10 protein-coding genes are annotated in these 13,432 nt (G+C 61.3%); 8 read left to right on the top strand and 2 right to left on the bottom strand.

Annotated features, from left to right (window positions below; all coding sequences use genetic code 11):
- Positions 1–277 precede the first annotated feature (277 nt).
- The 8 genes from IGW03_RS26100 to IGW03_RS26135 all read left to right on the top strand — a co-directional run bounded on the left by IGW03_RS26100 (position 278) and on the right by IGW03_RS26135 (position 11,055).
- Positions 278–943 (top strand): ABC transporter ATP-binding protein, encoded by a 666-nt coding sequence (locus tag IGW03_RS26100; RefSeq protein WP_194725465.1) that lies wholly within the window; start codon positions 278–280, stop codon positions 941–943.
- On the top strand, positions 940–3,492 hold the full coding sequence (locus tag IGW03_RS26105; RefSeq protein WP_194725466.1) for an FtsX-like permease family protein: 2,553 nt from the start codon (positions 940–942) through the stop codon (positions 3,490–3,492). Before IGW03_RS26100 ends, IGW03_RS26105 begins: the two co-directional genes overlap by 4 nt.
- Positions 3,492–4,601 (top strand): lipocalin-like domain-containing protein, encoded by a 1,110-nt coding sequence (locus tag IGW03_RS26110; protein WP_194725467.1) that lies wholly within the window; start codon positions 3,492–3,494, stop codon positions 4,599–4,601. Before IGW03_RS26105 ends, IGW03_RS26110 begins: the two co-directional genes overlap by 1 nt.
- Before the next feature lie 4 nt (positions 4,602–4,605).
- Positions 4,606–6,390, top strand: a complete 1,785-nt coding sequence (locus IGW03_RS26115; RefSeq protein ID WP_194725468.1) for an ABC transporter transmembrane domain-containing protein — start codon at positions 4,606–4,608, stop codon at positions 6,388–6,390.
- Between the two features lie 104 nt (positions 6,391–6,494).
- Entirely contained in the window at positions 6,495–7,289 is a 795-nt protein-coding gene (locus IGW03_RS26120; RefSeq protein ID WP_194725469.1) for a thymidylate synthase, read from the top strand.
- Between the two features lie 18 nt (positions 7,290–7,307).
- Positions 7,308–7,802 (top strand): dihydrofolate reductase, encoded by a 495-nt coding sequence (locus IGW03_RS26125; RefSeq protein WP_194725470.1) that lies wholly within the window; start codon positions 7,308–7,310, stop codon positions 7,800–7,802.
- 202 nt (positions 7,803–8,004) lie between these two features.
- The gene (locus IGW03_RS26130) at positions 8,005–10,263 is read left to right on the top strand and encodes an arginine/lysine/ornithine decarboxylase (protein ID WP_194725471.1); all 2,259 of its coding nucleotides are present in this window, start codon (positions 8,005–8,007) and stop codon (positions 10,261–10,263) included.
- 168 nt (positions 10,264–10,431) lie between these two features.
- A complete protein-coding gene (locus IGW03_RS26135; protein ID WP_194725472.1) occupies positions 10,432–11,055 on the top strand; it encodes a carbonic anhydrase in 624 nt (207 codons plus the stop codon).
- Positions 11,056–11,325: 270 nt separating this feature from the next.
- Here the strand turns inward: IGW03_RS26135 and IGW03_RS26140 are convergent, their stop codons facing one another.
- A complete protein-coding gene (locus tag IGW03_RS26140) occupies positions 11,326–12,945 on the bottom strand; it encodes a hypothetical protein (RefSeq protein ID WP_194725473.1) in 1,620 nt (539 codons plus the stop codon).
- A gap of 237 nt (positions 12,946–13,182) precedes the next feature.
- Positions 13,183–13,432, bottom strand: a 250-nt coding sequence (locus IGW03_RS38335; RefSeq protein WP_228536095.1) for a hypothetical protein, incomplete at its 5' end; no start/stop codon positions are given.

Below are 13,432 nucleotides of genomic sequence, written 5' to 3' on the forward strand. Positions count from 1 at the left end.
GGCATCATCCCTCCGGAAAATTTGCAGGAAACCGTTATGGTTTGAATCCGGATCAGGGGAAGGCGCCATGAATGTAGGGGAGCAATTTTGCCTAACTGCAGCTTAGGCGATTGGAGATGGATGGCAAGGTTTGTAGCTATCATAGTAAAGGCCTTCATGACCTTTTTGAGGCGACACAATATTTACCGACTATCGATATGCGCCCGGCGCAAAACCTTGCCACAGTTCAATGGCTGGCGGAACTTATTGACAGTCCAATAACAATATAGATGAATCGATGCTGAATCTGCGCGATGTCACCAAATCCTATGCTAGCGGCCGGCAAGTGCTGAGCGGATTGAATTACACCCTGGAAGCAGGGGAATACGTGGCTGTCATGGGAGAGTCGGGAGTGGGCAAGTCCACCCTGCTCAATCTGATTGCGGGACTGGATACGCCGGATTCGGGCCGCATCGAAATCGACGGCACGGATATTTCATCGATGCAAGACGATGCCGCCACGCGGCTGCGGCGCGAGAAGTTCGGTTTCGTATTCCAGGCCTTCCATATCCTTCCGCATCTCACCATCGCCCAGAACATCGCCCTGCCCCTGCTGCTCAACGGCTCGGCCGCGCGCAGCGCCGAAGAGATGCTGGCCGCCGTCGGCCTCGCTGGGCGCGGCAAAGATTTTCCGCGCCAGCTGTCGGGCGGCGAACTGCAGCGCGTGGCGATCGCCCGCGCGCTGATCCACCGGCCCAAGCTCATTCTCGCCGACGAGCCGACCGGCAATCTCGATCCGGATACGGCCGGGGACATCCTGAAGCTGCTGCGCGACGAGATCAAGCAGAATGGCTCGTCGGCCATCATCGTCACGCATTCGCACGCCGCCGCCGCCAGCGCGGACCGGGTTCTGGAACTGACCAAGCACGGCCTGCATCCGATGGCACCGGGACAAAGCGGATGAAGCCCGCTGCCGTTCCTTCGCTGCGCCGCTGGCTGCTGGCGGGAGAGTGGCGCGCGCATCCGGTACGCACCCTGGTCGCCACGGCGGCGATCGCAATCGGTGTCGCTCTCGGCTTCGCCATTCACCTGATCAATGCCGCCGCCTACAACGAATTCTCGGCCGCACTGAGGAGCTTGTCCGGTCAGGCCGAGCTGCAGGTGCGCGGCACGCAGGCGCTCATGGACGAATCCCTGTACGAACGGCTTGCCCGGCGACCCGAGATTGCGCTGGCCAGCCCGGTGCTGGAAATCGATGCGGCGGTACCGGGCAGGCGCGAAGCGCTCAAGGTGGTCGGCATCGACGTCTTCCAGGCCGGCGCCATCGCACCGGATCTGATCGGGCTGCCGGCGGAAGACCGTCCCTTCGATACACTGGCCGACGACGCGCTGTTCCTGTCGCCGGCCGCGATGGAATGGCTGGGCGTGCGCCAGGGAGACAGCCTGCGCCTGCAGGTCGGCACGCAGCCGCTGGCGCTGCGTGTTGCCGGCGGACTGGTGCGCGCCCGCGCCGGGCAGCGGCTGGCCGTGATGGATATCGGCGCCGCTCAGTGGCGCTTCCAGCGCCTGGGCCGGCTGTCGCGCATCGACCTGAAGCTGGTCGCCGGCACCGACCGCGCCGCCTTTGCCGCCCGGCTGGCCCGTGAACTGCCTGCCGATGTGCTGGTGACCGAACCGGAAGACCAGGAAGCCCGCACCGCCAACATGTCGCGCGCCTATCGGGTGAATCTCAACGTGCTGGCGCTGGTGGCACTGTTCACCGGCGCCTTCCTGGTGTTCTCCACGCAGGCGCTGTCGGTGATCCGGCGCCGCAGCGAGCTGGCGCTGCTGCGCGTGCTCGGCATGACGCGCCGCCAGGTGCTGTCGCAGATCCTGCTGGAAGGCGGTGCGCTCGGCATCGCCGGCTCGCTGATCGGACTGGCCGCCGGCTATGCGATGGCGGCGATCGCGCTGCGCCTGTTCGGCGGCGACCTGGGCGGCGGCTATTTCCCCGGCGTGCGGCCGAGCGTGCAGTTCGCCCCGGTTGCGGCCTGCGTCTTCTTCCTGCTCGGCACCGCAGCGGCCCTGCTCGGCTGCGCTGCGCCGGCCTGGGAAGCGGCACGCGCCAGGCCGGCGCAGGCGATCAAGTCGGGCAGCGAGGATACGGCGCTGTCGCGACTGTCGCCGCCCTGGTTCGCGCTCGGGCTGATCGCCATCGGCGCGGTCATGACACGCCTGCCGCCGATCGCCGAACTGCCCATCTTCGGCTATGTGGCGATTGCCCTGCTGCTGATCGGCGGCATCGGCTTGATGCCCAGGCTGGCGGCGCTAGTCTTTTCCGCCCTGTCCCGCCTTGCGGGGCGCGGCCTGCGCGGCTCGGTTCCCACCCTCTCTCTGGCACGGCTGGCCAATGCGCCGAACCAGGCGTCGATCGCCTTGGGAGGCGTGCTGTCTAGCTTCAGCCTGATGGTGGCGATGGCCATCATGGTGTCGAGTTTCCGGGTATCGGTCGATGACTGGCTGGGGCAGGTGCTGTCCGCCGACCTGTATGTGCGCTCCGCTGCGGGCGGAAACAGCGGCAGCCTGTCGGACGAGGAGCAGCGCGCCGTTGTGGCCGTTCCCGGCGTCAGGCGGGCGGACTTCCAGCGGGTGTCGCAATTGTCCATCGACCCCGCTCGGCCGTCGGTCACGGTCATTGCCAAACCCATCGATCTCGCCGATCCGGGCAAATCCCTGCCGCTGATCGGAGAGTCGGTTCCGTTTGCAGGCTCAGGCGCAGGTGCTGACGGCGGACCGCCGATCTGGATATCCGAAGCCATGGTGGACCTGTACGGCTATCGGCCCGGCATGCAGGTCATGCTGCCGCTGGGCGGGAAGGCGCGGCAGTTCACCGTGGCTGGCGTCTGGCGCGACTATGCGCGGCAGTCCGGTGCGATCCAGGTGGCGCTGGCCGACTACCGCCGGATCACCGGCGACAATGAAGTCAACGATGCCGCACTCTGGCTGGAGAAGGATGCCTCGCCGGCACAGGTGGCCGACGCCGTAAAAAAGTTGCCCTTCGGCGAAGCGCTGGAACTGGCCGAACCGGGAGACATACGGGCGATCAGCCTGAGGATTTTCGACCGCAGCTTCGCCGTCACCTACCTGCTTGAAGGCGTCGCCATCCTGATCGGCCTGTTCGGCATCGCCGCGACCTTCTCTGCACAGACGCTGGCGCGCGCCAAGGAATTCGGCATGCTGCGGCATATCGGCGTGCTGCGCCGGGAAATCCTGGCCATGCTGGCGCTCGAAGGCAGCCTGCTGACGCTGCTCGGCATCCTCACCGGCTTCTTGCTGGGCGGCGCCATCAGCCTGATCCTGATTTTCATCGTCAATCCGCAATCCTTCCACTGGACCATGCAGCTGCACATGCCGTGGGGTCTGCTGGCGGCCGTGGCGCTGGTGCTGTTGGCATCGGCGGCGGCCACCGCGCTGGTCGCGGGAAGGCATGCAGTATCGAAACAGGCGATCAGCGCAGTTAGGGAGGACTGGTAATGCAAGGCATCACACTGGCAAATCTATCCATCGCCGCATGGCTGCGCACGATGCTGGCCATGCTGGCACTCTGCTGCATCATCCCCTCCTCGGCCGCGCCGCCGAAGCTGTCGGCGGTCGAGCCGGGGAAACAGCTGAATTTTCCACAGGATTTCGGCGCCCATCCCGGCTACCGCACCGAATGGTGGTATGTCACGGGCTGGCTGGAGACGCCCGACAGGAAGCCGCTCGGCTTCCAGGTCACTTTCTTCCGCTCCGCCACCGACCACGACCCCGCCAACCCGAGCCGCTTCGCGCCCAAGCAGCTCATCATCGCGCATGCGGCCCTGTCCGATCCGGCCGAAGGCAAGCTGCTGCACGACCAGAAAAGCGCGCGCGAAGGCTTCGGCATTGCCCATGCCAGGGAAGGCAATACCGATGTCCGCCTCGGCGCATGGACCTTCGGGCGCAATGCCCAAGGCATCTATGACGCAGTCGTTCCCGCCGGTGAATTCGAGTTCCGCCTGCGGCTGGAGCCGACCCAGCCCGTCATGCTGCAGGGCGAGCAGGGCTATTCGCGCAAGGGCCCGCGGCCGGAGCAGGCCAGCTACTACTACAGCGAACCCCATCTCAAGGTATCGGGCACGATCAGCCGCCACGGCAAGCCGGTCGAAGTCGGCGGCAGCGCCTGGCTCGACCATGAATGGTCGACCAGCGTGCTCGACCAGAACGCCGCCGGCTGGGACTGGGTCGGCGCCAATCTCGATGACGGCAGCGCGCTGGTGGCCTTCCAGATCCGCAACAGGGACGGCTCCCGCCAGTGGTCGCATGCAGCCCTGCGCGTGCCTGACGGCCGCATCACCCATTTCCCGCCGGAACAGGTAAGCTTTGCGCCGCAGCGGTCCTGGCGCTCTCCTCGCACCGGCGCCAGCTATCCTGTCGCCACCCGCATCGAAGCCGGAGGACAGGTGTTCGAACTGACGCCGCTGCAGGACGACCAGGAACTCGACTCCCGGCAGTCGACCGGCGCCGTCTACTGGGAAGGCGCCGTCACGCTGACCCGCGACGGACGCCGCATCGGCCGCGGCTATCTGGAAATGACGGGATATGTGAAACCCATGAAACTATGACTCTATGACCGAGCACGCCAAGGACAGACCGAAAAGCAGCCTCGCCACGCTCAAGGGCCTGCTGCCCTTTCTCGCTCCTTACCGGAAGCAGTTCATCCTCGCCGGCATCGCCCTGCTCGTCGCCGCCGGCGCGACGCTGGCCATTCCCTACGCGTTCAAGCAGATGATCGATGCTGGCTTCGGCCCGGCCGGCCTGCAGGACAGCGCGCATCTCGACCGCTATTTCCTCGGCCTGTTCGGCGTGGCCTGCGTGCTGGGGATCGCCACCGCCGCCCGCTTCTACATGGTGTCCTGGCTGGGCGAGCGCGTCACCGCCGACCTGCGCAGCGCCGTCTACCGGCATGTGGTGATGCAGAGCCCGGAATTCTTCGAGACCACGCGGACCGGCGAAGTGCTGTCGCGCCTGACCACCGACACCACGCTGATCCAGACCCTGGTCGGCACCAGCGTATCGCTGGCGCTGCGCAACTCGCTGCTGTTCGTCGGCGGGCTGGCCATGCTGTTCGTCACCAGTATCAAGCTGTCGTCGATCATCCTGGTCATGCTGGCGGCGGTGGTGCTGCCCATCGTGCTGTTCGGACGCAGGGTGAGAAAGCTCTCGCGCGATTCCCAGGACCGCGTCGCCGACGCCTCCGCGCTGGCAGGAGAAATCCTGAACGCGATGCCCACGGTGCAGGCCTTCACGCATGAGCGCCAGGAAGCCGGCCGCTTCGGCGCTTCGGTGGAACGCGCCTTCCAGACCGCAATGCAGCGCATCCGCGCCCGCTCGCTGCTGACGGTAATGGCCATCCTGCTGGTGTTCGGCGCCATCGTGTTCGTGCTGTGGCTGGGCGCGCATGCGGTGATCCAGGGCCGCATGACGGCGGGCGAGCTCGGCCAGTTCATCCTGTATGCCTCCATCGTCGCCGGCGCCATCGGGGCGCTGTCCGAGGTGCTGGGTGAAGCCCAGCGCGCGGCCGGCGCCGCCGAGCGACTTCTGGAACTGATGGCGGTGCGCTCGCCCATCCAGTCGCCGGCGCAGCCGCTGTCCCTGCCGCAGCGCACCGGCAACGGCGCGGCACTCAGCCTGCAGCATCTCGGCTTCCACTATCCGTCCCGGCCGCAGTCGGCGGCATTGCATGATCTCAATCTCGACATCCGCCCCGGCGAGACGGTTGCCGTCGTCGGCCCGTCCGGCGCCGGCAAGACCACACTGTTCCAGCTGCTGCTGCGCTTCTACGATCCCCAGCAGGGTCGCATCCTGCTCGACGGCGCAGACATCCGCCAGCTCGACCTTGCCGCGCTGCGAGGCGCCATCGGCATCGTGCCGCAGGACACGGTGATCTTTTCCGAGAACGCAATGGAAAATATCCGCTACGGCCGCTCGGATGCCAGCGACGAGGAAGTGGTCGCCGCCGCGAAGCTGGCCGCCGCGCATGAATTCATCGAGCGCCTGCCGCAGGGCTATCAATCCTTTCTCGGCGAACGCGGCGTGCGGCTCTCCGGCGGCCAGCGCCAGCGCATCGCCATTGCGCGCGCCCTGCTGAAGAATCCGCCCCTGCTGCTGCTGGACGAAGCCACCAGCGCGCTCGATGCGGAATCCGAACGCCTGGTGCAGCGTGCGCTGGAAGCGGCCATGGTTGGCCGCACCACGCTGGTCATCGCCCACCGGCTGGCGACCGTGCAGCGCGCCGACCGCATCATCGTGATGGAACACGGCCGCATCGTCGAGATGGGATCGCATGCGGAACTGGTGGCGCGCGGCGGGCTGTATGCCAGCCTAGCGGCGTTGCAGTTTTCGCAAGACTGACCCTTCCTGCCGGTGATGCGGCAAACATGCACCGTGCTTGCTTTTCCTTGATGCCCGAATTGGGGAATACATTAAAATACGATGTCATCAGGAAAACTTTCACCATGCGCCAATACCTCGATTTCATGCGCCACGTCTACGAACATGGCACCGAAAAGACTGACCGCACCGGCACCGGCACCCGCTCGGTCTTCGGCTACCAGATGCGCTTCGACCTGCAGCAGGGCTTTCCGCTGCTGACCACGAAGAAGCTGCACCTGAAATCCATCATCCATGAACTGATCTGGTTCCTGGCCGGCTCCACCAACACCAAGTACCTGAAGGACAACGGCGTCTCGATCTGGGACGAGTGGGCCGATGCCGAAGGCAACCTCGGCCCGATCTATGGCTACCAGTGGCGCTCCTGGCCGACGCCGGACGGCAAGCACATCGACCAGATCTCCCAACTGCTGGACCAGATCCGCAGCAACCCGGATTCACGCCGCCTGATCGTCTCCGCCTGGAACGTGGCCGACATTCCGCAGATGAAGCTGCCGCCCTGCCATGCTTTCTTCCAGTTCTACGTGGCCGACGGCAAGCTGTCCTGCCAGCTCTATCAACGCAGCGCCGATATTTTCCTCGGCGTGCCCTTCAATATCGCATCCTATGCGCTGCTGACCCACATGGTGGCCGAGCAGACCGGGCTGCAGGTCGGCGAATTCATCTGGACCGGAGGCGACTGCCACCTCTATTCGAACCACATGGACCAGGTGCGCGAGCAACTGTCGCGCACGCCCTTCGCACCGCCGAAGCTGGTCATCAAGCGCAAGCCGGACTCGCTCTTCGATTACAAGTTCCAGGATTTCGAGATCACCGGCTACGAATCGCATCCGCACATCAAGGCGCCGGTCGCGGTCTGAGGACAACGAGGGAATTCCATGGACAACAGAGGCCTGATTTCCATCGTCGTCGCGATGGATGCCGAGCGCGGTATCGGCATCGACAACACCCTGCCCTGGCGCCTGAAGGAAGACATGGCGCATTTCAAGCGCACCACCACCGGCCATCCGGTGATCATGGGGCGCAAGACTTTCGATTCCATCGGCAGGCCGCTGCCCAACCGCCGCAATATCGTCGTCACCCGCAATGCGGACTGGCGGCATGAAGGCGTGGAAGCCGTTACCTCGGTGGACGAGGCGCTGCGCTCGGTGGCCGATGTGCCGGCCCATGTGATCGGCGGCGCGCAGATCTATGCAGAAGTCTTGCCCCGCACAGACCGCCTGATCGTGACCGAGATTGGCAAGACCTTCCGCTGCGATGCGTTTTTTCCTGAGATCGGCAAGGATCAATGGCGGGAGATCAGCCGCGAGCAGCATCATTCAGACGAGAACGGCTTTGATTACGCGTTCGTGATCTACGAGAAAAACCGTTAGCAAAAACGCATTTCCCCCGCTATGCGGGAAGGTGCCTGGCGCGTAGCGTCGCGCTAGGCACCTTCCCGATCTGGCTGCCGATAAACCGGCACTTTTCACACACATTTCACTCATATCTGCGAAAATCGCGGTTTTCGCAAATTCCGGCGCGCAAGCTCTCCCGCCCAGGCGTCTCCCTTGTCATCTTCCACCTGGAGACCTCATGAAATTCCGCTTTCCCATCGTCATCATTGACGAAGACTTCCGCTCCGAAAACACTTCGGGCCTGGGCATCCGCGCACTCGCCGAGGCCATGGAGAAGGAAGGCATGGAAGTGCTGGGCGTGACCAGCTACGGCGACCTGTCGCAGTTCGCCCAGCAGCAGTCGCGCGCTTCCGCCTTCATCCTGTCGATCGACGACGAAGAGTTCGGCGCCGGCTCGTCCGAAGAAACCGACAACGCGCTCAAGTCGCTGCGCGCCTTCGTCGAGGAAATCCGCCACAAGAACGCCGACATCCCGATCTACCTGTACGGCGAAACCCGCACCTCGCGCCATATCCCGAACGATATCCTGCGCGAGCTGCACGGCTTCATCCACATGTTTGAAGACACGCCGGAATTCGTCGCGCGCCACATCATCCGTGAAGCGAAGTCCTACCTCGACAGCTTGGCGCCGCCCTTCTTCCGCGCGCTGGTGCATTATGCGCAGGACGGCTCCTATTCCTGGCACTGCCCCGGACATTCCGGCGGCGTGGCCTTCCTGAAGTCGCCCGTCGGGCAGATGTTCCACCAGTTCTTCGGCGAGAACATGCTGCGCGCCGACGTCTGCAACGCGGTGGAGGAACTCGGCCAGCTGCTCGACCACACCGGCCCGGTAGCGGCGTCGGAGCGCAATGCCGCGCGCATCTTCAATGCTGACCACTGCTACTTCGTGACCAACGGCACCTCGACCTCGAACAAGATGGTCTGGCACTCGACCGTGGGCCCCGGCGACATCGTCGTGGTCGACCGCAACTGCCACAAGTCCATCCTGCATTCGATCATCATGACCGGCGCGATTCCGGTGTTCCTGATGCCGACGCGCAACCATCTCGGCATCATCGGCCCGATCCCGCTCGAAGAGTTCAAGATCGAGAACATCATGAAGAAGATCGAGGCCAATCCCTTCGCCCGCGAAGCGAAGAACAAGAAGCCGCGCATCCTCACCATCACGCAGTCGACCTATGACGGCGTGCTGTACAACGTCGAAACCATCAAGGACATGCTCGACGGCGAGATCGACACGCTGCATTTCGACGAAGCCTGGCTGCCGCATGCCACCTTCCACGACTTCTACAAGAACATGCATGCGATCGGCAAGGACCGCCCGCGCGCAAAGGAATCGCTGATTTTCTCCACGCAGTCCACCCACAAGCTGCTGGCCGGCCTGTCGCAGGCGTCGCAGATCCTGGTTCGCGATTCGCAGACGGTGAAGCTCGACCAGGACATGTTCAACGAAGCCTACCTGATGCACACCTCGACTTCGCCGCAGTACGCGATCATTGCGTCGTGCGACGTCGCCGCCGCGATGATGGAGCCGCCCGGCGGCACCGCGCTGGTGGAGGAAAGCATCTTCGAAGCGCTGGACTTCCGCCGCGCGATGAAGAAGGTCGACCAGGAATTCGGCGAGGACTGGTGGTTCCAGGTCTGGGGTCCGGACGAGTTCTCGGAGAACGGCATCGGCTCGCGCGAAGACTGGATGATCCGCGCAGAAGACAACTGGCACGGCTTCGGCAACATCGCCAAGGGCTTCAACATGCTGGACCCGATCAAGGCGACCATCGTCACGCCCGGCCTGTCGATCGACGGCAAGTTCGGCGAGAGCGGCATCCCGGCCTCGATCGTGACGCGCTACCTTGCCGAGCACGGCGTCATCGTGGAAAAGGCCGGCCTGTATTCGTTCTTCATCATGTTCACCATCGGCATCACCAAGGGCCGCTGGAACACGCTGCTGACCGCCCTGCAGCAGTTCAAGGACGACTATGACAAGAACCAGCCGATGTGGCGCATCCTGCCGGAGTTCTCGGCAGCCAACCCGCGCTACGAGCGCATCGGCCTGCGCGACCTGTGCCAGCAGATCCACGACATGTACAAGTCCTACGACGTGGCGCGCCTGACCACGGAAATGTATCTGTCGGACATGCAGCCGGCGATGAAGCCCTCGGATGCGTTCGCGAAGATGGCGCACCGCGAGATCGAGCGCGTCAACATCGACGAACTCGAAGGCCGCGTCACCGCGATCCTGCTGACGCCCTACCCGCCCGGCATTCCGCTGCTGATTCCAGGTGAGCGCTTCAACAAGACCATCGTAGACTACCTGAAGTTTGCGCGAGATTTCAACGAGAAATTCCCCGGCTTCGAAACCGACGTGCACGGCCTGGTGACGCAGGAAATCGCGGGCCGCCGCGGTTACTACGTCGACTGCGTGAAGCAGGACAGCTAAGCGCTACCGCACGGGCTCTTGCCGCTTGACGGCATGGGAGAAAGGCACCTTCGCGGTGCCTTTCTTTTGGCCAAGGCAGTCGGTACGGAGCCGTTCAGCACCAAAACTTTGATGCATGAATTGCATCAGCACTATAAAATTCGCACACCGCAAAAAAAGGAGGTCAGCATGATTTCAGCCCACGAAGCCCTTGAACGCCTGCGCGAAGGCAATCGCCGTTTCGTTTCCGATATCAAGAACCTCAATTCCATGCCGAGCCAGTCGCGCCGCCTGGAACTGACCGCCGGCCAGGAGCCGTTCGCCATCATCCTCGGCTGTTCCGACTCGCGCGTACCGGCCGAACTCGTGTTCGACCAGGGCCTCGGCGACCTGTTCGTGATCCGCGTTGCCGGCAACATCGTCGCTCCGTCCGGCATCGGCAGCGTGGAATTTGCCGCCGGCCAGTTCGGCACCCGCTTAGTCGTCGTCCTCGGCCATACCGGATGCGGCGCCATCAAGGCCACGCTCGACGAATTGCAGCGTCCTTCGGCTAACCAGTCGCGCAACCTGCGTTCCATCGTCGACCGCGTACGGCCCTCGGTGCAGACACTGCTCAATACCGACCTGCGGCATGATCACTGCGCGCTGATGCAGCAGGCAGTGCGCGCCAATATCCTGGCTTCAGCCAACCAGCTTCGCCATGGCTCGGAGATTCTGGAGAACCTCATTCAGAATGAGGGACTGCTAGTGGTGGGGGCGGAGTATTCGCTGGAGACGGGTGAGGTGGAGTTTTTTGATTCGGTGCCGGGGTAGGTCCAGTACGGTGGAATGACCATATTTTGTCTCTTATGCATGGAGCGAAGCCGGCCCCATGCATTCATCTTCTTTGGCCACTCCTAAACCCTGTCTTTCTGCTGCGATAATGCTTCGTATCGCTGAAATAATTCATTCAAACGTTTGATTGACAACATTAGCGCATTTGCCATACGCCGATTGGGCTGGCCTGTCACCATTCTATCCGGACAGGGTCCGGATAGAAGAACTGGCTGAATCTCACATAAATCCGCGTTCAGCAGGTTCGCGTTAGCTCATAGGAATAGCACGGGCTGAATTATCAGGCTCCATATCCGCACCTGACTCAAGTCTTTCCGGCGCCATGCGCTGATAGGCTTCATTCACCCCCTCGATGAACATCCGGAATTGAGGGAGGTTGGCAAATAAGTCCAAAGCTTCAATCGAAGTAGGAAGTTCGCCAGGATCAAAGTTAAAGACGTTCGTTATACTGGAGACCTCCAGTAGTTGACGCAGCAATTCACGCGCTGCCTCTTCCAATATGCTTAAAGCTGGATACATGCGTTTGCCCTTCTTTGCTCTTTCATATCCCTCTCGCGCCTGCGCATAGGCTTCCGACGTCTTGTTAAGCAAATCGACCCACCTTTGCTGTTGTAGCTCGCCGCTTAGCTCAGGGAACGTACTTATTACACGCTGCAAAGCGGCTGCAGCCGCATCACGACTAGTTAGTGATGTGATTTTGGCGAATGAAATGGCTTTATTTAAACCCGGTTTTCGGGAAAACATTCTAGCTGTGCCAGACGAAGCAATTTCGCCAGGACGCTGAAGATTATGTAAATGCTTGTTCCGCAAGCCTTCTTTCCATTGGTTACACCTCTGTTGCTGGGAAGCACCTACTGTCGACTGAGTAAATGACCGTCCTAAATGATCTTGGATATTAAAACTATTTGTGCCATATCCAAGAGCGACTTCGTTGGTATCTCTAGATAGTGAACTGGCTGAAGAAGCTAAATCGGCCTTCCTCACTGAAGTCGCCAGCGTACGCTTCGGTGTATAGCCTGCGTTAAGCGTTCTTAACGGACCTTGAATAGACTCAGGTGAATTCAATGTTGGGAAGGAAGACGATGGAGCCGACTCATGCTGTGGTCCCGAAGGCTGCAAACGAGAAGACGATGCTGTTTGAGGCCCCCCACTTCTATTCGGGTGTCTTTTCCGAGCCGACGGGTCTCCGTAGCGGGCGCCAATGCCTTCCACCCCTCGCTGAAGTTCTTGTCCGATGTGTCGAAGTTCAACTGCCCTTTCCTCATGCGTCCTTCTAGGATGCTGCTCTCGCGCCACGGCCGGATTGTTGGACGCGGGCGAACCGCTACCAAGAGTTTTGCGATTAGCCTTATACGCAGCTCGCAGAAGGTAGTCTCCACAATTTCTTGGGGTCCTATTCCCTCTACCTATTTCAGAACCTTGGCTGTGATCCTGCTGCGGCCTTACATTTAACGGAATGACGATTGGGGACGCTTGAGCATCTCGGCTTAGCACATCATTTTGTACCAGCACGTATTTCTGGGGATTTGCAGGCGGTATGCCAAGATATAGATTGTGGCCTGGATAAAGTCGCAGCGCTTCAAGTGCAGTCTCAATCGCCTGGTCTGGAAACGTATGTTGACCGGAAAGCGTAATGCCTTGAACATCTTCGTTTACCGCACCAAGATCGAGGGTGTTCCTACCGTGCCAATGTGCATACGTGACACGTGGCTTGCCGGTTGATATGGCGCGTTCATTATCAAGCTGCACGTTGGATGGAAGTGTTATGTGAGGGGGCTGGTTCTGCACAGGCCGACTGCGAAGCTCCATCGATGAACCACCAATAGGATGGGCAGATTGAGGAGGGGAAGGAAAAATTCTGGCGAACATATCAAGCTTTCAAGTCGAGTTAGAGCAAATCAATTTGCTTACACAATGGAACACGCCAATATTTAGCGCTCTCTGAGTGGCAACAGCATTGAAATAGTTCCAACGTCAGAATCGTTGTATTTCCTCTGTAGTCATTCTTTATACAAGATGAATGCAGCAATAAGTTTGCTTCTGCACACTCGCTGCATCTATCCGACTTGTAGACTGGAACGAAAATTACATTCCGAAACATTTCTCTCAATTAAGACACATCTCTCTCGAACCTTTCCGTTCATCATCCAATCCAATGCCTCCAAGCAACATGCAGGCTGGCTTGCCGAACGGAGAACAACATGCAGTCCCCACAATTTCGAGCGCTGGTTTGTAACGACCCACTGAAAACCTGCTCAGGTGATAATCACGAAAGGAAATCACATGAGCATGACGATGGAAGAAGAATTCAAACGGTGGACGGCCAAGCGCAAGGCTGCGTTGGTTACCGAAATTA

The organism is Noviherbaspirillum malthae, assembly GCF_015352985.1.
GTDB lineage: Bacteria > Pseudomonadota > Gammaproteobacteria > Burkholderiales > Burkholderiaceae_D > Noviherbaspirillum > Noviherbaspirillum malthae.

Coding starts and splice junctions, on each gene's coding strand:
- IGW03_RS26100 (WP_194725465.1), top strand. CDS start 278: ATGCTGAATCTGCGCGATGTCACCAAATCCTATGCTAGCGGCCGGCAA.
- IGW03_RS26105 (WP_194725466.1), top strand. CDS start 940: ATGAAGCCCGCTGCCGTTCCTTCGCTGCGCCGCTGGCTGCTGGCGGGA.
- IGW03_RS26110 (WP_194725467.1), top strand. CDS start 3,492: ATGCAAGGCATCACACTGGCAAATCTATCCATCGCCGCATGGCTGCGC.
- IGW03_RS26115 (WP_194725468.1), top strand. CDS start 4,606: ATGACCGAGCACGCCAAGGACAGACCGAAAAGCAGCCTCGCCACGCTC.
- IGW03_RS26120 (WP_194725469.1), top strand. CDS start 6,495: ATGCGCCAATACCTCGATTTCATGCGCCACGTCTACGAACATGGCACC.
- IGW03_RS26125 (WP_194725470.1), top strand. CDS start 7,308: ATGGACAACAGAGGCCTGATTTCCATCGTCGTCGCGATGGATGCCGAG.
- IGW03_RS26130 (WP_194725471.1), top strand. CDS start 8,005: ATGAAATTCCGCTTTCCCATCGTCATCATTGACGAAGACTTCCGCTCC.
- IGW03_RS26135 (WP_194725472.1), top strand. CDS start 10,432: ATGATTTCAGCCCACGAAGCCCTTGAACGCCTGCGCGAAGGCAATCGC.
- IGW03_RS26140 (WP_194725473.1), bottom strand. CDS start 12,945: ATGTTCGCCAGAATTTTTCCTTCCCCTCCTCAATCTGCCCATCCTATT.